General features: G+C 69.9%; 9 protein-coding genes. All 9 read left to right on the forward strand.

The window, feature by feature from the left end; all coding sequences use genetic code 11:
* Nucleotides 1-8: 8 nt before the first annotated feature.
* The 9 genes from L3Q67_RS32220 (at nt 9) to L3Q67_RS32260 (ending at nt 22,644) form a co-directional block, all read left to right on the forward strand.
* Nucleotides 9-15,020 carry a non-ribosomal peptide synthetase gene (locus L3Q67_RS32220; protein ID WP_499185197.1) on the forward strand — a complete coding sequence of 5,004 codons (15,012 nt, stop codon included), beginning with the start codon at nt 9-11 and terminating at the stop codon, nt 15,018-15,020.
* Nucleotides 15,017-16,270, forward strand: coding sequence for an MFS transporter (locus L3Q67_RS32225; protein ID WP_499185198.1), 1,254 nt, complete (start codon nt 15,017-15,019; stop codon nt 16,268-16,270). Before L3Q67_RS32220 ends, L3Q67_RS32225 begins: the two co-directional genes overlap by 4 nt.
* Nucleotides 16,260-16,463: an MbtH family protein gene (locus tag L3Q67_RS32230; protein WP_499185199.1), complete on the forward strand. Its 204-nt coding sequence runs from the start codon at nt 16,260-16,262 to the stop codon at nt 16,461-16,463. The genes L3Q67_RS32225 and L3Q67_RS32230 overlap by 11 nt, the downstream gene beginning before the upstream one ends.
* Nucleotides 16,464-17,140: 677 nt before the next feature.
* A complete protein-coding gene (locus L3Q67_RS32235; protein WP_499185200.1) occupies nt 17,141-17,566 on the forward strand; it encodes a DUF4394 domain-containing protein in 426 nt (141 codons plus the stop codon).
* 111 nt (nt 17,567-17,677) lie between these two features.
* Nucleotides 17,678-18,256 (forward strand): sigma-70 family RNA polymerase sigma factor, encoded by a 579-nt coding sequence (gene sigK / locus L3Q67_RS32240; RefSeq protein WP_499185201.1) that lies wholly within the window; start codon nt 17,678-17,680, stop codon nt 18,254-18,256.
* Complete coding sequence (locus tag L3Q67_RS32245; RefSeq protein ID WP_499185202.1) at nt 18,253-18,981, forward strand: anti-sigma factor; 729 nt, start codon at nt 18,253-18,255, stop codon at nt 18,979-18,981. Before sigK ends, L3Q67_RS32245 begins: the two co-directional genes overlap by 4 nt.
* Nucleotides 18,982-19,039: 58 nt before the next feature.
* The gene (locus tag L3Q67_RS32250) at nt 19,040-20,590 is read left to right on the forward strand and encodes a molybdopterin-binding protein (RefSeq protein WP_499185203.1); all 1,551 of its coding nucleotides are present in this window, start codon (nt 19,040-19,042) and stop codon (nt 20,588-20,590) included.
* 98 nt (nt 20,591-20,688) lie between these two features.
* Entirely contained in the window at nt 20,689-21,372 is a 684-nt protein-coding gene (locus tag L3Q67_RS32255) for a fasciclin domain-containing protein (protein WP_499185204.1), read from the forward strand.
* Between the two features lie 282 nt (nt 21,373-21,654).
* Nucleotides 21,655-22,644 (forward strand): ferritin-like domain-containing protein, encoded by a 990-nt coding sequence (locus tag L3Q67_RS32260; protein ID WP_499185205.1) that lies wholly within the window; start codon nt 21,655-21,657, stop codon nt 22,642-22,644.
* Nucleotides 22,645-22,716 lie beyond the last annotated feature (72 nt).

Below are 22,716 nucleotides of genomic sequence, written 5' to 3' on the forward strand. Positions count from 1 at the left end.
CGCAACCCATGTCGTCATCCAGACAGGACCGCATCGCGGCACTCCCGGCCCACTTGCGGGAGAAGCTGCGCACCCGGCAGGCAGGCCGCGCCGGACGGGCCGACCGGATCCCGGTCGCGGACCGCGACCGGCCGCTGCCGCTGTCCTTCGCCCAGCGCCGTCTGTGGTTCTTCGACCAGCTCCACCCCGGCGACCCGGAGTACAACAGCGCGCTGGCGTTGCGGATGCGGGGCCCGCTGGACGTTCCGGCACTGGCCTCGGCGCTGCGGGCGCTGGTCGCCCGGCACGAACCGCTGCGGACCACCTTCGCCGAGGCGGACGGGGACGCCGTACAGGTCGTGCACCCGCCGTTCGACCTGCCGTTGCCGGTGGTGGACACCGATCCCGACGATTTGGGCGAGGTGCTGCTGCAGGAGTACTCCCGGCCGTTCGACCTGCGGCGCGGGCCGCTGGTCCGGGCGGTGCTGGTGCGCACCGCGCCCGCCGAGCACGTGCTCCTGCTGTGCGTGCACCACATCGTCACCGATGGCTGGTCGATGGGCCTGCTCACCGGGGAACTCGCCGAGTCGTACAACGCGGGCGGGAAGGCGGGGCTGCCACCGCAGCCGATCCAGTACGCGGATTTCGCGGCCTGGCAGCGGGAACAGCTGACCGACGCGGTGCTCGAAGACCGGCTCGGTTACTGGCGGCGCAAGCTCACCGGTGTCGCTCCGCTCGAACTGCCCGCCGACCGGCAGCGCCCGCCCACCCGGAGCACCGCGGGCGCGGTGCGTGAGTTCAGCCTTCCGGACGGTACCGCCGCGCGGCTCGCCGAGCTGGCCAGGACCGCCGACACCACGTTGTTCACCGTGCTGCTCGCGGCCTGCCAGGTGTTGTTCGCCCGGTACGCCGGGCAGCAAGACGTGGCACTGGGCACGGTCGTGCAGGGCCGCAACCGGCCGGAACTGGAGCGACTGGTCGGGTTCTTCGTGAACACCGTGGTGCTCCGGTCCGAAGTGGACGCCTCGGCGACCTTCCGCGAGTTCCTGGGTTCGGTCCGGGAGACGGTGCTCGACGCGTTCGCGCACGACGATGTTCCGTTCGAGCGGCTGGTGGACGCCGTGCACGCCGATCGTGACGCCAGCCGTAGTCCGTTGTTCGACGTCATGGTCCTGCTGCACAGCGCGCCGGGCGGTGACGGCGGATTCGACGGGCTCGCGGTGGAGAACGTCGGGGTGGCCAGGAGGTCGTCCAACTTCGACCTGAGCGTGGAGTTCGAGGAACGCGACGGCACGCTCGCCGGGCTGGTCGAATACAGCACCACCTTGTTCGACGCGGACACCATCGACCGCATGGTGGCGCACTTGGCGGTGCTGCTGGACGCCGTCGCGGCCGACCCGGACCGGGCCGTCGCGGACCTGCCACTGGCGAGCGAGGCCGAACTCCACCGCACGCTCACGTGCTGGAACGACACCGGTTTCGAGGTGCCGGACACGACCGTCGCGGACCTGCTCGCGGCTCAGGCCGACGCGAGACCGGACGACACGGCCCTCGTCTGCCGGGGCGAGTCGCTGACCTTCTCGGAGTTGACCGAGAAGGTGAACCGGCTGGCCACCGGCCTGGTGGCGCGGGGAGCCGGGCCGGAGCGGGTGGTCGCCGTGGTGCTGCCGCGCTCGGCCGACTCCGTGGTGGCGTTGTTCGCGGTGCTCAAGGCAGGGGCGATCTATTTGCCGATCGATCCGCGACTGCCGGCCGAGCGGGTGGAGACCCTGCTGCGGGACGCGGACCCGGTGGTGGTGCTGCGGGACATCACGCCGGTGCACGAGGGGCCGGTGCCGCCCGGGCCGGAGCCTGAGCACGCGGCCTACGTCATCTACACCTCGGGCAGCACCGGCACGCCCAAGGGCGTCGTGGTCGAGCACCGGGCGCTGGTCAACCTGCTGCACAACCACCGGCGGGTGTTCGGCACCGAGCGGATGCGGGTGGCGCTCACCGCCGCTCTGTCGTTCGACACGTCGTGGGAGGGACCACTGCTGCTGGCCGACGGGCACGAACTGCACCTGGTCGACGACGACACCCGGCTCGACCCCGCGGCGCTGACCCGGTACGTCGGCGAGAACCGGATCGACTTCCTCGACCTGACCCCGTCCTACCTCCAGCAGTTGCTGCCCGCCGGCCTGCTGAGCGGCGCGCACCGCCCGAAGCACCTGATGCTCGGCGGCGAGGCGATGGGGGAGGCGCTGTGGCGGGAGCTCGGCGCGCTGCCGGAAACCACCGCCCACAACTACTACGGGCCCACCGAGACGACCGTCGACGCGGTGTGCACGCCGGTGACCGGTGACCGGCCGCTGATCGGCCGGCCGCTGGGCAACCTGCGGGCCTACGTCCTCGACGCGTCGCTGTCGCCGGTGCCGGTCGGGGTGCCGGGGGAGCTGTACCTGGGTGGGGCGCAGCTCGCCCGCGGATACCTCGGGCGGCCGGGGCTGACGGCGGACCGGTTCGTGGCCGATCCGTTCGGCGAGCCGGGCGCCCGGCTGTACCGGACGGGGGATCTGGCCAGGTGGACCGCGGACGGGCAGTTGGACTACCGCGGGCGGGCCGACGAGCAGGTCAAGATCCGCGGGTTCCGGGTGGAGCCCGGTGAGGTCGAGGCGGCGCTGCTGCGTCACGTGGCCGAAGCGGCGGTGGTGGCCCGTGAGGACCCGGCCGGTGGCAAGCGGCTGGTGGCCTACGTCGTTCCGGCCGAGAAGGCGCTGACGCCGCGGGAACTGCGTGAGCTGCTGGCCGCTTCGCTTCCCGACTACCTGGTGCCTTCGGCGTTCGTCACCCTGGACCGGCTGCCACTGACCCGGCACGGCAAGCTCGACCAGGCAGCACTGCCCGCGCCGGACTTCTCCGCCGCCCGTGCGCACTACGTCGCCCCTCGCGACGACGCCGAACGCCTTGTCACCACGGTCTGGACCGAAGTGCTCGGCGTGGACAGCGTAGGCGTCGACGACAACTTCTTCGACCTCGGCGGCGACTCGATCCTCGGCATCCGGGTCATTTCCCGCCTGCGCGTGGCGCTCGGGGTGGACGTGCCGGCGCGGTTGCTGTTCACCGCACCGACCCCCGCCCGGCTCGCCGCCGCGCTTCCCCGCCACGGGCAGGCCGAGGCCGCCATACCGGTGCTGGAGCGGGACGGCGGGACGTTCTCCGCACCACTTTCCTTCGCCCAGCAGCGGTTGTGGTTCCTGGACGAGTTCGAGCCGGGCAGCACGGAATACGTCTCGCCGACGGCTCTGCGGTTGCGCGGGGAACTGGACACCGAGGCGCTGGATCGGGCACTGACCGCGCTGGTCGAGCGGCACGAGTCCCTGCGCACCACCTTCGGCGCCGTAGACGGGCACGGCATTCAAATGGTGCACCCGCCATCACCGATCCACGTGCCGCTCACCGATCTCAGTGGGGCGTCCGACAGCCTCGCCGAGTTGGACGGGTTGCTGGCGTCGTCCGCGACCGAGCCGATCGACCTGCGCGAGGGCCCGCTGCTGCGCGCCCGGCTCGTGCGCCTGGCGCCGCAGGATCACGTGCTGACGCTGGTGCTGCACCACATCGTCACGGACGGCTGGTCGTCGGGGATCCTGGTCGGCGAGCTGAGCGCCCTCTACACCGCCTTCGCCCGTGGTGAGCGACCTGAACTGCCGCAGTTGCCGGTGCAGTACGCCGACTTCGCCGTGTGGCAGCGGGAACGGCTGGCCGGGAGTGCGCTGGACGGCCAACTGGCCTACTGGCGCAGGCAACTCGAGGACGTGCCGCCGCTGGAGCTGCCGGCCGACCGCCCACGGCCGCCGGTGCGCACGAAGAACGGCGCGTTGCTGGAGTTCGAGATCTCGGCGGCCACCACCGCGCGGCTCAAGGAACTTTCCCGCCGCCAGGACGGCACGCTGTTCATGACCCTGCTCGCCGCGTGTCAGTTGCTGCTGGCGCGGTGGTCCGGGCAGGAGGACGTTGCGGTCGGCACGGTCACCTCCGGCCGTGAACGCGGTGAGCTGGAGGGGCTGATCGGGTTCTTCGTGAACACCCTGGTGCTCCGGTCCACTGTGGATCAATCGCGGCCGTTCGGCGATTTCCTGGCGGACGTGCGGGCGATGACGCTGGACGCGTTCGCGCACCAGGAAGTCCCGTTCGACCGGGTGGTGGATGACCTGCAACCGGTGCGCGACACCAGCCGGACACCGCTGTGCCAGGTGATGGTGGTGCTGCAGAACACACCGGAGAGCCAGTCGTCGCTGCCGGGGATCGAGGTCGAAGAACTGGCGCCGCCGGTGGTGAACGCCGCCTTCGACCTGATGATCCAGTTCCAGGAGTACGCCGGGCGACTCGATGCGGTGGTCAACTACAACACCGACCTGTTCGACGCCGCGACGGTGGAGCGGATGGCGGGCTGGTTGCGGGTGCTACTGGACGGTATCGCGGCGGATGCCGATCGTTCGCTGGGTGGGTTGCCGTGGGTGAGTGGTGCTGAGCGGGAGCTTGTTCTGCGGTCGTGGAATGGGCGTGCTGTTGCCGGGTCTGGGGTGCCGCTGTCTTCGTTGTTTGAGGAGCGGGTGCGGCGTGCTCCTGCTGCGGTGGCGGTGTGGTGTGAGGGGGTGGGGTTGTCGTATGGGGAGTTGAATGCGCGGGCGAATCGTTTGGCGTGGTGGTTGCGGGAGCGGGGTGCTGGGCCGGAGCGGTTGGTGGGTTTGGTGTTGCCGCGGTCGGTGGAGTTGGTGGTGGCTGTGGTGGCGGTGTTGAAGTCCGGCGCCGGTTATTTGCCGATTGATCCTGATTATCCGGCTGCTCGTATTGAGGGCGTGGTCGCGGATGCGAAGCCGGTGTTGGTGCTGGATTCTGTGCCGGACACGGCTGGTTATCCGGATGCGAATCCGGGTGTGGGGGTTGATCCGGGGAGTGTGGCGTATGTGATTTATACGTCGGGTTCGACGGGGAGGCCGAAGGGGGTGATGGTGTCGCATGGGAATGTGACTCGTCTTTTTGAGGCGACGCGGGGGTGGTTCGGGTTTGATGAGTCGGATGTGTGGACGTTGTTTCATTCGTATGCGTTTGATTTTTCGGTGTGGGAGTTGTGGGGGGCGTTGGTGCATGGTGGCAGGTTGGTGGTGGTGTCGCAGGAGGTGGCGCGGTCGCCGGAGGATTTTGTGGGGTTGCTGGTTGAGCAGGGGGTGACGGTGTTGAATCAGACTCCGTCGGCGTTCTACCGGTTGGTGCATGATGACCGTGAGCTGGCTTTGCGGTATGTGATTTTTGGTGGTGAGGCGTTGGATCCGGGCCGGTTGGTGCCGTGGTTGGAGCGGCGTGCGGGGGTTCCGGCGTTGGTGAATATGTATGGGATTACTGAGACGACGGTGCATGTGACGTATCGGCCTGTGGGGGCGGGGGATGCTGGGGGGATTGGGGTGCCGATTCCGGATTTGCGGGTGTATGTGCTGGATGGGGGGTTGGGTTTGTTGCCGCCGGGGGTGGCGGGTGAGTTGTATGTGGCGGGTGCTGGGCTGGCGCGTGGTTATTTGAACAGGCCGGGGTTGTCGGCTTCCCGGTTTGTGGCGGATCCGTTTGGGGGGCCGGGTGCGCGGATGTATCGCACGGGGGATGTGGTGCGGTGGTCGGTGGGTGGTGAGTTGGAGTATGTGGGTCGTGTTGATCATCAGGTGAAGATTCGGGGGTTCCGGGTCGAGTTGGGTGAGATCGAGGCTGTGTTGAGGGGGCATGTGGATGTGGCTGAGGCGGTGGTGGTGGCGCAGGAGTCGGAGGGGACGCACCGGCTGGTGGCATATCTTGTCGCGCCTCCAGGAAAGGTGATTCCGGGGTCCGCTGCTGTGCGGGAGTTTTTGGGGAGGACGTTGCCGGGGCATATGGTGCCCGCGGTGTTTGTGTCGTTGGATGCGTTGCCGTTGACGGGGAATGGGAAGCTGGATCGGCGGGCGTTGCCTGCGCCGGGTGGGCGGGTGGAGACCGGCATGCGGTATGTGGCGCCGAGGACACCGGTCGAGGTTGAGCTGGTCCGCATTTGGTCTGCGGTACTCAATGTGGATCAGGTCGGGGTCGAGGACAACTTCTTCGGCCTGGGCGGCGACTCGATCCTGAGCATCCAGGTCGTTTCGAAGGCCCGCCAGGTGAACCTCAACGTCTCCTCCAAGGACCTGTTCCTGCACCAGACGGTCGCCGAACTCGCGGCGGTGGTGCAGCAACGTGCGGTGCCCGAGCCCGTCGTGCAACCGGAGCCGTCCGGGCCTGTGCCGCTGGGGCCGATCCAGTCGTGGTTCTTCGACAGCGGACTCGCCGACGGGCACTTCACCATGTCCGTCCACGTGGAACTGGCCGCCGATGTGGACATCCGGGAGCTGCGCCGGGCGATGGCGAAGGTGGTGAGCCACCACGACGCCCTGCGAATGCGCTTCTCCCGCCCGGCGGGCGAATGGCTGCAGGAGCCCGCCCCGGACACCGCCGAAATGAGTGTGGTCGAGGCATCCACCATGGAGGCGATGCACGCGGCGGCTTCCAGAGCCCAACGTGAGTTGAGCATCACCGAAGGGCCGCTTTGGCGCGCCATCGTGTTCACGCCGGACAACGACACGCCACCGCGCCTCTTCCTCACCGTCCACCACCTGGTGATGGACGGCGTATCCTGGCGCATCCTGCTCGGCGATCTGGAAACGGCCTACCGCGGTGGCGAGCTGGAGCCGGTGGGAACCTCCTTCACCCACTGGGCGCGCTCGCTGGCCGAGCACACCCGCGCCGGCGGCCTCGACGCGGACCTCGAGTCCTGGAAAACCGTGCTCAGCGGCGCACGCACGGACCTACCGGTCGACCGGCAAGGCCCCAACACGGCGGGCTCGGCGCGCACGGTTTCCGCGACCCTGGGCCGCGCCGAGACCACCGCGTTGCTGCGGGAGGTGCCGGAGGCCTACCGCACCCAGGTGAACGACGTCCTGCTGTGCGCGCTCGGCCGTGTGCTGGCGGCATGGACCGGCCGCGAACGCGTCGTGGTCGCGGTGGAGGGCCATGGCCGCGAGGAAATCGTCGAAGGACTGGACCTCTCCCGGACGATCGGCTGGTTCACCGCCCAGTACCCGGTCGCGCTCAGCGTGCGGCCGGGCGCGGACTGGGGTGTTGAGCTGAAGTCCGTCAAGGAGCAACTCCGCGCGATCCCGCACAAGGGCGCCAGCTATGAGGCGCTCCGGTACCTGAGCCGGGAAGGGGCCCCGGCCAACCTGCTCCGCGACGACCCGGCTCCGCAAATCTCCTTCAACTACCACGGGCAGTGGGACGTCGCACCGTCCGGCGAGAGCCTGTACCAGGCACGGCACGAAAGTCTCGGCCAGGATTCCCCGCCGGAGGCCCACCGGACCTACCTCCTGGACGTCATCGGCGTCGTCGAGGACGGCGAACTGCGGTTGTCGTGGGAGTACTCCGCCGACGTGCACGACGAGGAAGTCGTCCGCCGCCTCGCCGAGGACACCATCGGCGCGCTGCGGGAGATCGTCGAGCACTGCGCCGGCCCGGACGCCGGTGGGCGCACCCCATCGGACTTCCCCTTGGCCGGCCTCGACCAAGCGGCGGTGGACCGGCTGGCCGGCGACGGCCGCGAAGTCGAGGACATCTACCCGCTGACCCCGCTGCAGGCGGGCATGGTCTTCCACAGCCTGGTGGACACCGGTTCCACCGCCTACTTCGACCAGTTCCGCATGCGCCTGTCGGGCGTAGGCGACCCGGAGGCCCTCGGTAAGGCGTGGCAGCAACTCGTCGACCGGACACCGATCCTGCGCAGCAGCGTGGCCTGGGAGGGCGTCAGCGAGCCGGTGCAGGTGGTGCACCGGCGAGTGCAGGTGCCGATCGCGCGGCATGACTGGCGCGGACAGTCCGAAGAGAACCAGGCAGCCGCGCTGGAGCGGCTCCTCGATGAGGACCGCGCGGCAGGCATGGACCTGACCACTCCACCGCTGATGCGGCTGGCGATCGCCCAGCTGTCCGATGACGAGGTGCAGCTCATCTGGACTTCGCACCACGTGCTTCTCGACGGCTGGAGCACCGCCCAGGTCTTCGGCGAAGTGTGTGAGCGCTACAGCGCGCTCGTCGAGGGCAGGCCGCCCGAGGTACCGACCCGGCGTCCGTTCCGCAACTACCTGACCTGGCTGGCTGCCCAGGACCGGCCCGAGGCCGAGCGGTACTGGCGTCGCGTGCTCGGTGACGTCACCGCGCCGACCCCGTTGCCGTACGACCGCACGCCCGTCGAAGCGCATCGCGCCGAATCCGGAGCGACGGTGCTGGTCGAGTTGTCGCCAGAGGAATCCCGGCGGCTGCACGACCTGGCGAAGCGGTCCGCGCTCACCGTCAACACCGTGGTGCAAGGGGCGTGGGCGCTACTGCTGTCGCGCTACAGCGGGGAAGCCGACGTGCTGTTCGGCACCACCGTGTCCGGGCGCCCGGCGGAACTACCCGGCGTCGAGTCGATGATCGGCATGTTCATCAACACGGTGCCGACCAGGATCCACGTTCCGGGTGACCAGGACGTCGCCTCCTGGCTGCGCGAGACGCAGGCCGCGCAGGCCGACTCCCGCCGATTCGACTTCCTGTCGCTGACCCAGCTCCAGGCGCTGAGCGAGGTCCCGGCCGGGACGAACCTGTTCGACAGCGTGGTCGTCTTCGAGAACTACCCGATCGACGACGCGGTGGGCGAAGGCAGTGAAGTTATCGCAGTCCGGGACGTCGATTCGCTCGACAACACCAGTTTCTCCTTGAACCTCACCGCCTACCTGCACGAACGCCTCGGCCTGGAAGTGTCCTACGACCCGAGGTTGTTCGACGCGACGACGGTGGAGCGGCTGGCTGCGCACCTGGCCACCCTGGTCCGCCACCTTGTCGAAGACTCCGGCTGCCGCGTCGCCGACCTCCCGATGCTGAGCGCGGACGAGCGGCACCGGGTGCTGGTGAAGTGGAACGACACCGCGGCCGAGGTGCCGTCCGGCACGATGCTCGACGCGTTCGAAGCCCAGGTGGCCCGGCTACCGGAGGAAACCGCGCTCGTCTTCGGCGACACCGCGCTGACCTTCGCCGAACTGGACGATCGGGCGAACCGGCTGGCGCACCACCTCGCCGAGCGCGGTGCCGGGCCGGAGCGCACGGTCGCCGTGGTCCTGCCGCGGTCCGCCGAGTCGATCGTCGCCATCCTGGCCACCTTCAAGGCGGGAGCGGTGTACCTGCCGGTGGATCCCGGACTGCCCGCCGAACGCATCGAGTGGCTGCTCCGCGACGCGGAAGCCGTGGTCGTGCTCGACGACCTGGCCAGCACCCGTGACTGGTCCCGGCGCACCGCACCGCTGCGAGCAGCCCGACGGCCTTCGCCGGGCGAAGCCGCGTACGTCGTCTACACCTCGGGTTCCACCGGCACCCCCAAGGGCGTGGTCGTCGAGCACCGGGCGCTGGCGAACCTGCTGCACAACCACCGGCAGGCTTTCGGCGGCCAGCGGATGCGGGTGGCGCTCACCGCGGCGCTGTCCTTCGACACGTCGTGGGAGGGACCGCTGCTGCTGGCGGACGGCCACGAACTGCACCTGATCGACGAGGAAACCCGGCTGGACCCGCCCGCGCTCACCGGGTACGCCGAGCGGCACCGGATCGACTTCCTCGACCTCACCCCGACCTACCTCCAGCAACTCCTCCCCGCCGGGCTGCTGACCGGGCAGCACCGCCCGAAGCACCTCATGCTCGGCGGTGAGGCGCTCGGACCGGCGCTCTGGCAGCAGCTCACCGACCTGCCGGGCACAACGGTGCACAACTACTACGGTCCGACCGAGTTCACCGTGGACGCCGTGTGCTCGCCGGTGTCCGGCTCCCGGCCGGTGATCGGCAGGCCGCTGGCGAACCTGCGGGCGTACGTGCTGGACGCGTCGCTGTCGCCGGTACCCGCCGGCGTGCCGGGTGAGCTGTACCTGGCGGGAGATCAGCTCGCGCGGGGTTACCTCGGCAGGCCGGGGCTGACCGCCGACCGCTTCCTCGCGGACCCGTTCGGTGAACCCGGGGCGCGCCTGTACCGCACGGGCGACCGGGTCCGCTGGGTCGAGGGCGGTCTGCTCGAGTACCTCGGGCGCACCGACGAGCAGGTCAAGATTCGCGGGTTCCGCATCGAACCCGGTGAGGTCGAAGCCGTGCTGCTGGGGCATCCCGAGGTCACCGAAACGGTGGTCGTCGCCCGCGAGGACGAACCGGGGGACAAGCGGCTGGTCGCCTACGTCGTACCCGGTCGAGGCAGGCCCGGTGCCGCCGAGCTGCGGGCGTGGTTGAGCAGGGTGGTGCCCGGGCACCTGGTGCCCTCGGCGTTCGTGGTGCTCGACCGGCTGCCGCTGACCCGGCACGGCAAGATCGACCGGGGGGCGCTGCCGGCGCCCGAGGGCCGGCCGGCCGTTGCCGCCCACGTGGCACCGCGCACCGCCGCCGAGCGCACGCTGGCGGCGATCTGGGCCGAGGTGCTCGGCGTGGAGCGGGTCGGCGTCAAGGACAACTTCTTCGAGCTGGGCGGCGATTCGATCCTGAGCATGCGGATCATTTCGCGGGTGCGCGAAGTGTTCGGGGCCGACGTGTCGCCGCGCGCGTTGTTCACCACGCCCGAACTCGGGCGGTTCGCGGAGAGCTTGCCGGAAAGCCCGGTCGCCGCCGCGGCCATTCCGGTGGCTTCGCGCGATGGTGCGCTGCCGCTGTCGTTCGCGCAGCAGCGGTTGTGGTTCCTCGACCAGTTCGAGCCCGGCGGTACCGAATACGTTTCCCCGACGGCAGTGCGCTGGCGTGGCGAGCTGGACGCCGGGGCGCTGGACCGGGCGGTCACCGCGCTGGTCGCCCGGCACGAGTCGCTGCGGACGACCTTCGACACCGTCGAGGGGAAGGGTGTGCAGATCATCGGCGCGCCGTACGAGGTCAGGGTGCCGTTGCTCGATCTGTCCACCGGGGAGTCCTCGCTGGCGGACGTGCTGGAGCGGGACGCCCGCGCGCCCTTCGACCTGCGGCACGGGCCGCTGCTGCGCACGCGGCTGATCCGGCTGGCTCCGGACGAGCACGTGCTCGCCTTGGTCCTGCACCACATCGTCACCGACGGCTGGTCGTCCGGTGTGCTCCTCGACGACCTGCACGAGCTGTACGCGGCGTACGTCCGCGATGTCCAGCCGGAGCTGCCCGAGCTGCCGATCCAGTACGGCGACTTCGCCGTGTGGCAGCGGGAAATCCTCGACGGTGAGGTGCTCACCGGCCAACTGGACTTCTGGCGGGAGCGGCTGGCGGAGCTGCCCCCGCTGGAACTGCCCACCGACCGGCCCCGGCCCGCCGTCCGCACCACCGAGGGCGACTGGCTGTCCTTCGACCTCTCCGCCGACCTCGCCACCGGCCTGAAGGAACTGGCCCGCGGCCATGACGGCACGCTGTTCATGGTGCTGGCCGGAGCCTGCCAGGTGGTGCTGAGCCGGTGGTCGGGCCAGGACGACATCGCGGTGGGCACGGTCACCTCGGGCCGGGACCGGGCCGAACTGGAACGGCTGGTCGGCTTCTTCGTGAACACGCTGGTGCTGCGGTCCTCAGTGGACTCCACGCGGTCATTCCGCGAGTTCCTCGGCGAGGTCAGGGAAACCGTGCTGGACGCCTTCGCCCACCAGGACGTGCCGTTCGAGCGGGTGGTGGACGCGGTGCAACCGGCCCGCGACGTCAGCCGCACGCCGATCTTCCAAGCGATGGTCGTGCTGCAGAACACCGGTGCCACCACCGCCGAGGAGGTCGCCTTCCCGGCGACGACCGCCGCCTTCGACCTGCTGGTGCAGTTCGAAGAGCACGACGGCGGCCTGCGCGGCGCGATCAACTACCACACCGGCCTGTTCGACGCCGCCACCATCGAGCGGCTGGCCGGTTGGCTGCGCCTGCTCTTGGCCGCCGTGGTGGCCGACCCGGACCGGCCGCTCGGCGAAATCTCGCTGCTCACCGGAGGCGAGCGGAACCACCTGCTGCACACCCTCAACGACACCGGCCGTCCGCTGGCGGCGGAAACGCTGCCCGGAGCATTGCGCGCACAGGCCGCCCGCACACCGGACGCGATCGCGGTGGACGACGGCACCACCACGCTCACCTACCGCGAGCTGGACACGCGGGCGAACCGGCTGGCGCATCGGCTGATCGCCGCGGGTGCCCGCGCCGAGCGGCGGGTCGCGGTCATGCTGCCGAACTCGGCCGAATTGCTGGTGGCGTTGCTCGCGGTGCTCAAGTCGGGCGCGGCCTACGTGCCGATCGACCCGGCCTACCCGCCGGAGCGCGTCGCGTACCTGCTCGACGACTCCGGTGCGTCGATCGTGCTGGACAGCCGTGAGTCCGTCATGGACACCGCCGCGCTACCGGAAACCGACCCAGCGGTCCGCCTGCTGCCCGAACAGCCCGCCTACGTCATCTACACCTCGGGGTCGACGGGCAGGCCGAAGGGCGTGGTGATCACCCATCGCAGCGTGCTGAACTACCTGCGCTGGGCCGTCGACGCCTATCCGGGCCTGCGGGGTACGGCGGTCCTGCACTCCGCGCCCGCCTTCGACCTGACGGTGACCACGCTGTTCGGCCCGCTGCTGACGGGCGGCCGGATTCGCGTCGCCGAGCTGGCCGAGGCTCCTCCGGGACCGGCCTGCTCGTTCCTCAAGGCGACACCGGGGCACCTGCCGATCCTCACCGTGCTACCGGACGACCTGTCACCGACGGGGGAACTCGTGGTCGGCGGCGAACAGTTGCTCGGTGCGGTCGCCGACGGCTGGCGCGCGGGCCACCCGACCGCGACGGTGATCAACGAGTACGGCCCGACCGAGGTCACGGTCGGGTGCATGGAATACCGGATAGCGCCGGGTGAACCGGTCGCCGCCGCGGCGGTGCCCATCGGCCACCCCATCTGGAACACCCGGCTGTACGTGCTCGACGGCTCGCTGAACCCGGTGCCGATCGGGGTTCCCGGCGAACTCCACGTGGCCGGCGCCGGACTGGCCCGCGGTTACCTGGATCGCCCTGGGCTGACCGCCGGCACCTTCGTGGCCTGTCCGTTCGGCGAACCCGGCGAGCGCATGTACCGCACGGGCGACTTGGTGGTCCGCCGCGCGGACGGTGAGCTGAGTTACCTCGGCCGTGCCGACGAGCAGGTGAAGATCCGGGGCTTCCGCGTGGAACCCGGGGAGATCGAGACCGTGCTGCGCGGCCACCCGGACGTCGCCGAGGCGGCGGTGGTGGCGCGGGACGACGACGGCCACCGGCGGCTCGTGGCGTACCTGGTTCCCGCGGGGGACGCGCCGGGCGACCTGCGGGAGTTCCTGAGCCGTTCGCTGCCCGAGCACATGGTGCCTTCGGCGTTCGTGGTCCTGGACGCGCTTCCGCTGAATCGCAACGGGAAGCTGGACCGTGCGGCACTGCCCGCACCGGACGCGCCGGTGGCCGGGGCGACCTACGTGCCGCCGGACGGGCCGACCGAGAGCACGCTCGCCGGAATCTGGCGCGAGGTGCTCGGGCTGGAGCGGATCGGCGCGCAGGACAACTTCTTCGAGCTGGGCGGCGACTCGATCCTGAGCATCCAGGTGGTCCACCGCGCGCGCCAGTCCGGGCTGCGAATGACCTCGAAGGCGTTGTTCCTGCACCAGACCATCGCGGAACTGGCGCGGGTGGTGACGGTGGCCGAGCCCGAGGTGGCCGCGCGGGAACCGGTGACCGGGCCGGTGCCGCTGACGCCGATCCAGCGGTGGTTCTTCGACGTGCACACCGCCGATCCACACCACTTCAACCAGTCCGTGCTGCTCGAACTGGACCCTGCGGTGGAGCCGGAGGTGCTTCGGGGCGCCTTGGACACCGTGGTGGCGCACCACGACGCGTTGCGGATGCGTTTCGAACTGGTCGACGGCGAGTGGCGGCAGCACAACGCACCCGTCGAGCCGGCGCAGGTGCTCCAGGTGCACGCGCTGGCCACTGCGGACCTCGAGGAACTCCGGGTGGTGATGGAGAAGGTTGCCGACGAAGCCCACACCGGCTTCGACCTGTCGGTGCCGCCGCTGCTCAAGGCGGTGTTGTTCGAAGGGGGACCAGGGCCGGTGCTGTTCGTCACCGCGCACCACCTGGTGGTCGACGCCGTCTCGTGGCGGATCCTGCTGGAAGACCTCGACCAGGCCTATCGGCAGCTGGCGAGCGGTGGGGTGGCGGACCTGGGCGCCAAGACGACCTCGTTCCGCGACTGGTCGATCCGGTTGCGCGAGTTCGTCGACAGCGGTGGCCTCGACCACGAACGGGAGCACTGGTCCCGTGCGCTGCCTGCCGTTCCGCTGCCGGTCGACGGGACCGCCGCCGGTGCGGAGCAGGACTCGGTGGCGATATCGCTGGACGCCGAGGACACGGGTGCTCTGCTGCGGTCCGCACCCGGCGTCTACCGCACGCGCATCAACGACGTACTGCTCACCGCGCTCGCTTGGGCGCTGGCGCGGTGGACGGGGGAGTCCACGGTCACCGTGGACCTGGAGGGTCACGGTCGGGAGGAGATCTTCGACGACGTCGACCTCACGCGGACCGTCGGCTGGTTCACCACGCTGTTCCCGCTGGCGCTGCGGATCACCGCGGTGGATGAACCGCAGTGGCGGGCGGCGGTGAAGTCGATCCGCAACCAGCTGCGCGCGGTGCCGGGCAACGGGTTCGGCTTCGGTGCGCTGCGGTACCAGCGGTTCCCGGAGTTGGGGGAGCGCACGTCGCAGGTCGCGTTCAACTACCTCGGCCAGGGTGATGGCACCTCCGGCGCGGCCGGTCTCGTCCGCGTCTCCCACCCGCCGATCGGCCGTGAGCAGGCCCCGGCGAACTCCGGGCACCTGCTGGAGGTCGTCGGCGGCGTCCACCACGGCAACCTCGAGTTCTCCTGGTTCTACCGGCCGGGCGTCCACGACCGGGCAACGGTGGAGGCGGTCGCCGCCGACTTCACCGACGCGCTCCGCCGGATGGCGGCGGACTGCCGGGGTGCGGGGAAGTGAGCGCGCCGACAGCGCCGTCCCGGTTGTCCCGCAACCGGAACTACCAGCTGCTCTGGGGCGGACAGGTGTTCTCCGAAGCCGGGTTCAGCGCCTCGATGATCGCGTTCCCGTTGCTGGTGCTCGCCATCACCGGCTCGGCCGCGCAGTCGGGACTGGTGCTCGGCGCGGTCGCGGTGGCGCAGCTGGTCGCCGGACTGCCCGCCGGTGCGCTGGTGGACCGCTGGAACCGCAAGAAAATCATGCTCGCCTGCGAGGCTGCACAGGCGGTGGCGGTGGCGAGCCTGGTGTTCGCGCTGTGGTGGGGCGAGGTGAACCTGGTGCAGCTGGTCACCGTCGCCGCGGTGATGGGATTGTGCCGGGCGTTGTTCGAACCCGCCGAAGACGCGAGCCTGCCGCGCCTGGTGACCACCGCGCAGGTGCCCGCGGCCGTGTCGATGAACGCCGCGCGGTCGAGCGCCGGACAGCTGGCGGGCACCGCGCTCGGTGGTTTCCTGTTCGCGCTTGGCCGGATCGTGCCGTTCATCTTCGACCTGTGCACGCACGTGGTGGCGTTCTTCGCGTTGCTTTTCGTGCGGCTGCCCGCGAAGGTGGTGGCCCCGGCAGCCGATCGGCGGCTCGGCGCGGACATGCTGGAAGGCCTGCGCTGGGTGTGGCATCAGCCCCAGGTCCGGGTCACCGCGCTGTGCGCGATAAGCCTGAACCTGTTCTTCAGCGCGTACTACCTGATCATCATCGTGCTGGCGCAGGCACGCGGGATCCCGTCCGGCGAGATCGGTGTGATGGCCGCGATGCTGGGCGGCGGCGGCATCATCGGCGCGCTCGTCGCGCCATACCTGCACCGCCGGTTCAGCCCGTACCTGATGATCATCGGCGTGTTCTGGGCACTGACCGTGCTCACGCCCTTCGCGGTGTTCGTGCACAACGGCTACCTGATGGGCGCCTTGTTCGCGGCGATGGCGTTTCTGCCCCCCGCGGCCAACACCACCATCAACACCTACCAGCTCCTGCTCACCCCGGACGAACTGCGCGGCAGGCTCGGCGGCGCGATGGGCGTGGCAGGCGGCGTGGCCGCCGCCGTGGGCCCGGCCCTCGGCGGCTGGCTCGCCGACACCCTGCCCGGCGAAGTCGCCGTACTCGTGTGCACCGGCGCGATCGCCGGCGTCACCCTCTTCGCCACCGCGAACCCCACACTCCGCCGGTTCCCCCGGCGAATCGAAAACAACGAGGAAGGAAAAAACGATGGACGATGACGCTACCTACCAGGTCCTGATCAACGACGAGGAACAGTACTCGCTGTGGCTGATGGAAAAAGAGGTGCCCGCCGGCTGGAGGCCGGTGGGCAAGCACGGCAGTAAAGAGGAATGCATGGACTACGTCGATTCCGTCTGGACCGACATGCGTCCCCGCAGTCTCCGCGAGCGGATGGCCTCTCAAGGGGGTTGAGCTCCTTCGCAAGGGCATACGCGGCGGATACCGGTGCGGGGACCGTGAGCAATGCGGCGAACACCCTGCCAGCCGCCCACTGACTGCCGGTCCGCTCGCATGGTGGGATGAAGGTGATGGGCGGGCCGTTCGAACCCGTCCATCACTTCCCTGCGTGAGGTACTCCGGCAGCTGACCGGGCGCGGCGATACACGCCAGCGACCGCCGGACGATGACCTGCCTGCTGGAGTCGGCAACGGCATCGGCGTGGCCGGAGTTGGTGACTGCGCGGTGTTTTGACTTTCTGGTCGGCTAACAGCACGTGCAGGTGCTGGCCGACCAGCACCCGGAATCGCGGGTCGGTGTAGGCGGCGTCCTTGCCCGAAGGTCCGTTGAACGGGGCGTCGGGCTCGAGCACGGTGGCCAGCAGCACGTGCAGGCGGTGGTGTGCGAGGTGGCCAGGGTCTGTAGCCGGGTGAGGTCGTCGGGGTCGGGCTGTTCGCCCCGCTGTGCGAGAGCGGCGGTGTAGTAGGCGAGGGTGTCGTGGGCAGTGCGGTCGATGAGGACGACGTCGGCATCTAGTTCGGCGGCGAGCGCGTCGGCTGTGCGGCACAAACTCACCCAGCTCGGACTGTCCCACCTCGTGTAGCCGCTCGGCCGGCCAGCACGGCCGCGCGCCACTGCTGGTCAAGGACAAGGTGCGGATCACCGGCCTGGCGAAGCACGATCGCCTGATCGGCATCGACGCCCGCCCCGCCACCGGCGCGGTCTACGCACTGGGCGACTCGGGGCAGCTCTACACGGTCGACCCCAAATCGGGGAAGGTGACCAAGATCGGGGTGCCCGTCCCGCTCGGGGGCAAGGCGGCCGGGTTCGACTTCAACCCCACTGTCGACCGGATCAGGCTGGTCACCGACACCGGCCAGCTCTTCACCGTCGGGCGGCTCGGCCTCGACATCACCTCGGTCAACGGGTTCGACATCGGCGCCGACCACGCCGTCGCGGCCGTCCGTTTCCACGGACTGTCGATCTCCGCGCTGGTGAAGATCGACCCCGGCACCGGCCACGCGAAGGTGGTCGCGCCCCTGCTGAGCACACCGATCGGCGTCACCTTCGTGAAGTAGGGCACCAGCCGGGCGTTCGGTGGGTGGACCAATCCACTTCCTCTCCGGCGGCGAATGCCCGGCGAAGACACCGGCCGCCCGGCCTGGGTGGTAACCAGCGGAGGTCGTTCGGTGAAGCCGGCACACGGCGGTGCGATCGAGGCGGTGCACCGTCCCGAAGAACTACTGAGCCGGGTCGCCGGTGGGGAAAGCGGAGCGTTCGAAGCGCTGTACGACGTGATCGCCGGCCCGGTGATGGGTGTGGTGGTGCGGGTGCTGCGTGATCGTGCGCAGGCGGAGGAGGTCACCCAGGAGGCGCTGGTCGAGGTCTGGCGGCAGGCGGCGCGGTTCGCACCTGAACGGGCGAGTGCGTTGTCGTGGGTGCTGATGATCGCCCACCGTCGTGCGGTGGACCGGGTGCGCTCGCACCAGGCCGCGCTCGACCGGGACGACCGCGCGGGCCGGATGGACGTGCAACGGCCGTTCGACCAGGTCGCCGAATCCACCATCGCGAACGTCGACCGGCAGCGCGTGCGGCAGTGCCTGACGGCGCTGACCGGACTGCAGCGTGAATCCATCGTGCTCGCCTACTACAACGGCTACACCTACCGCGAGGTCGCCGCGGTGCTGAAGGTCCCGCCGGGAACGGTGAAGACCCGCATCCGGGACGGACTGATCCGGCTGCGCGACTGCCTGGGAGTGACAGCATGACCGCCGATCTGCACATGATGACCGGCGCCTACGCGCTCGACGCCTTGCCGGAGTTCGAGAATGCCGCGTTCGAACGCCATCTCGGAATATGTTCCGCCTGCTCGCAGGAGGTCCGGGAACTACGGGCCACTGCTGCGCGCCTGGGTGCTGCGACGGCTGTCGATCCCGCCGCCGAGTTGAAGCGGGCGGTGCTGGCCCACATCCGTGGTGTTCGCCAGTCGCCCCCGCAGGTTCCTGCACGGGAAGCCGGTAAACAGCCGAGGAAGCGCGGCACCGTAATCGCTCTGTTCGGTGCCGCGGCGGCCGCGGTGGTGGCACTCGCCGTGGGTATCGAAGTCGGCGGCCAGGAGGTGCCCAGGGCCGGTGTCGCCCGGCCGGCGGTGGACCCGGCCGGCGCGGTGCTCACCGCCTCGGACGCGGCGACCGTGCGCGACCCGGACGACGAAGGCGGGACGACCGTGGTCCTGTCCCGCAGCCTGGGCAAGGCCGTGGTGCTGCCCGCGAACCTGCCGCCGCTCGAAGCCGGCCGGGTGTACCAGGTGTGGCTGATCGGATCGGCCGGTCCACACTCGGCCGGCGTGCTCCACGCCGGCGCGCAGCAGCGCCTGCGGCCGATCGTGACCGGGCTGCCGCCGGGCACCGACCGCGTCGGCATCACCGCCGAACCCGCGGGCGGCTCGCCCGCCCCCACCACGCCCGCGGTCACGATGATCGCCTTGTCGTGAGGACGGTTCCTCCCATCGGGTGACCCATCCGGCGAGGTGACGGCTCCGAATCACCGGCATGAACACCGCGAAGCATGCGACAGCCACCCTCGGCGCGGTCCGGGCGGCCCTGCTGGGGGTGCTGGCACTGGCCGCGGCCTTGGCCGCTGGTCACCTGGTCGCGGCGTTCATCAACCTCAACGCGTCGCCCTATCTGGCCGTGGGCAACGGCGCGATCGATCTGACTCCGGTGGAGCTGAAGGATTACGCGATCCGGACCTTCGGCACCTATGACAAGCTGGTGCTGCTGGTGGGTATGGCGGTGGTGATGGTCGTCGCGGCCGCGCTGGCCGGGATCGCCTCGCGCCGGACCCCGGTGCCGGGTGCGGTGGCGATCGTCCTGTTCGGACTTCTCGGGGCGGTCGCGGTAGTGCAGCGGCCGGACCTGGGGACCGTGGCGCTGCTCGCCCCGGTGGCGAGCCTGCTGACCGGCACGGGTGTCTTCCTGTGGCTGCATGGTCTGGCCCGCTCTACCAGTGGTGACACCGTCGAGAACGGGCGACCGTCGCGCCGCAGTTTCCTGCTTGCCGGGGCCGGTGTGGTGGTGGGTGCGGGAGTGGCCGGCGCGGGCGGGCAGTTGCTGGCCGGAACGCGTGATGCCGCTTCCTCACGCGCCGCGGTCGGCGCACTGGTGCCTGCCCGCACGGCTCCGGCGATCCCGGCAGACGCCGACTTCGCCAAACTCGGCACACCGACTTTCCTGACCTCCAACAAGGACTTCTACCGCGTCGACACGGCGTTGTCGCTCCCTCAGGTGCGCACCGAGGACTGGAGTCTGCGGCTGCACGGCATGGTCGACAACGAGCGCGACTACAGCTACACCGACATCCGCGACCGGCCCCTTGTCGAGCGCACCATCACCATGACCTGCGTGTCCAACGAGGTGGGCGGCACCTACGTGTCCACGGCGAACTTCGTCGGCGTGGACCTGGCGGATCTGCTCGCCGAGGCCGGGGTCCGGCCCGGGGCCGAGCAGTTGTTCTCGACCAGCGCGGACGGCTGGACCTGCGGCAGCCCGGTCGCCGCGGCGGCCGACCCCAGCCGGGGCGCGATGCTGGCGATCGGGATGAACGGTGAACCGCTGCCGATCGAGCACGGGTTCCCGGCGCGGCTGGTGATCCCGGGTTTGTACGGCTACGTCTCAGCCACCAAGTGGGTCGTCGATCTGGAGGTCACCACCTGGGCGGCGCGGCGGGCGTACTGGCTCGAACGCAGCTGGGCTGAGCAGGCTCCGATCAAAACCCAGTCCAGGATCGATTTCCCGAAGGGGTTCGAGACCGTGCCCGCGGGGAAGGTCCGCGTCGGCGGTGTCGCCTGGGCTCAGCCCACCGGGATCGCCAAGGTCGAGGTGCGCATCAGCAAGGGAGCGTGGCAGGAAGCCACCCTGACCCGCGAGGTCAACCCGGACACCTGGCGCATGTGGTGGCACGAATTCGAGGTGCCCCCGGGCAGCCATCAGGTCACCGTGCGCGCCACCGACAGATCCGGCTACACCCAGACCGATGCCCGCGCGGGCACCGTGCCCGACGGTGCCACGGGCTGGCACGTCATCAACTTCACGACCCGTTGAGAAATTTCCGCACCACCACCAATCCGGATCGATCCCTGCTCCGAATCCCCATCAACAAGCAAGCCGGACCTGGCTTTCCGATAAATGGAGTGATTTTTGTGAAGAAGCTTCGCGTCGCTGGAATCGGCATCACCGCGGTGGCCGCACTTTCGCTGGCCGCCTGCGGCACTGACGACCCCGCGCCTTCGGGCAGCGGCGCCACCAACGCTCCCGCGCCCGCACCGACGAGTGAGATGGCTCCGTCGATGCCCGCCCCCGCCGCGGGGGGTGCCGGGGTGACGACCAACGCGGACGTGTTCGGTCCGGCGTGTTCGCAGCTGCCGCAGGGCAACGAGCCGGGTTCGCTGGACTCGATGGGCCCGCAGCCGGTGGCCAGCGCCGCCTCGACGAACCCGCTGCTGACCAAGCTGGTCGCCGCGGTGAAGGCGACCAATCTGGTGGACACGCTGAACAGCCAGGAGGCGATCACCGTGTTCGCCCCGGCCGACCCGGCGTTCGCCGAACTGGGCGACGCCAAGTTCACCGAGCTGGCGGGCAAGCCGGATGAGCTGGCGCCGATCCTGCAGTACCACGTCGTGGCCAAGCGCTACGACGCCAAGGGCCTCGAAGCCGCCGGTGGTTCGCTGGACAGCCTGAACACCGCCGGTGGCCCGCTGAAGATCGTGGGCAGTGGCGAGAACATGACCGTGAACGGCGCGAAGGTGCTGTGCGGCAACATCCCCACCAAGAACGCCACCGTCTTCGTCATCGACAAGGTCATGATGCCCGGCACCAACCAGTAGCCACCTGAAACCGCTGCGGCGGCAACTCCACCCCGGGTTGCCGCCGCAGCTTCCCGACCGGGTGCCCTGGCCAGGCGGGGCAGGTATCCCGGGCCGCCGCTGTGGCCATCCATCACTCCGTGGCCACAGCGGCGGCGCTCCGATTCCCCGGCAGACCAATCCACTCCGCGCGCGGCATCGAAGTCCCCGTACCGGCGTGGCACCACCCCGCCTGCAGCAGCATCGGCCACCGCCGGCCCACCCGGAGACCAACTCGGTCCCGGGGTCGAAAGGAGACCGCAGGTGTTCGGCAAACGATACGCAGCAGCCATGATCAACCGCAGCGCCGAGAACGAGCGAGACCGACGGCGGTTCCTGCACGCGGCGGGCATGAGCGGGCTGGGGGTGGTCGGCGCCGGCGCGCTCGGCGGGCTGACCGCGCCCCTGGCCACCGCCGCACCCGCCCGGCAAGCACCCGGAGGCGAGATCAGCGACGCCGCGGTGCTGAACTTCGCGCTCAACCTGGAATACCTGGAAGCCGAGTTCTACCTCTACGCCACCACCGGCAAGGGCTTGCCGGACTCGCTCACCGGCGGCACCGGCATACCCGGCGGGGTGACCGGCGGGAAAGCCGTGCGATTCAAGACAAAAGCGGCCCGGCAGTACGCCCAGGAAATCGCCGGCGACGAAAAGGCCCATGTCGCGTTCCTGCGGACTGCGCTGGGTTCGGCCGCGGTGAGCAGGCCGGCGATCGATCTGCAGAGCAGTTTCACCGCCGCCGCGCAGGCAGCCGGCCTGGTCAAACCCGGCAAACGCTTCGACCCCTTCGGTTCGGAGGAGAACTTCCTGCTCGCGGCGTTCCTGTTCGAAGACGTCGGGGTCACCGCCTACAAGGGGGCCGCGCCACTGATCAGCAACAAAACCTACCTGGAGGCCGCAGCGGGCATCCTGGCGGTCGAGGCCTACCACGCCGCGAACATTCGCACCGCGCTCTACGCACACCGCGGTGGCCTGCTCGACCTGGGTCTGCTGGGCCGTGATCTGGCCGAAGCAGCCGGGAAGCTGTCCAACGCCCGGGACAGCCTCGACGGACCCACCGATCTCGACCAGGGCGTCACCGACGGCCAAGGGCGCGCCAACATCGTGCCCGCCGACGAGAACGGCATCGCCTACTCCCGCTCACCCGGTCAGGTGCTCAACATCGTGTACCTGACCAACAAGGCGGCGACCTCGGGCGGGTTCTTCCCGAAGGGCGTCAACGGCGAGGTCAACACCAGCGCCGCCAACGGCTGACCCTCGCGTGAACTCCCACCGGCCCGGTGCGCCACGGCCTCGGCCACCGGGCCGGTGGGTCCGCAAAGGACG

Origin of the sequence: Saccharothrix sp. AJ9571 (genome assembly GCF_021725495.1) — a bacterium.
GTDB lineage: Bacteria > Actinomycetota > Actinomycetes > Mycobacteriales > Pseudonocardiaceae > Amycolatopsis > Amycolatopsis magusensis.

Excerpts from the sequence above, each read along its gene's own strand:
- L3Q67_RS32245 (WP_499185202.1), top strand. The coding sequence starts at position 18,253 with ATGACCGCCGATCTGCACATGATGACCGGCGCCTACGCGCTCGACGCC.
- L3Q67_RS32250 (WP_499185203.1), top strand. The coding sequence starts at position 19,040 with ATGAACACCGCGAAGCATGCGACAGCCACCCTCGGCGCGGTCCGGGCG.
- L3Q67_RS32220 (WP_499185197.1), top strand. The coding sequence starts at position 9 with ATGTCGTCATCCAGACAGGACCGCATCGCGGCACTCCCGGCCCACTTG.
- L3Q67_RS32230 (WP_499185199.1), top strand. The coding sequence starts at position 16,260 with ATGGACGATGACGCTACCTACCAGGTCCTGATCAACGACGAGGAACAG.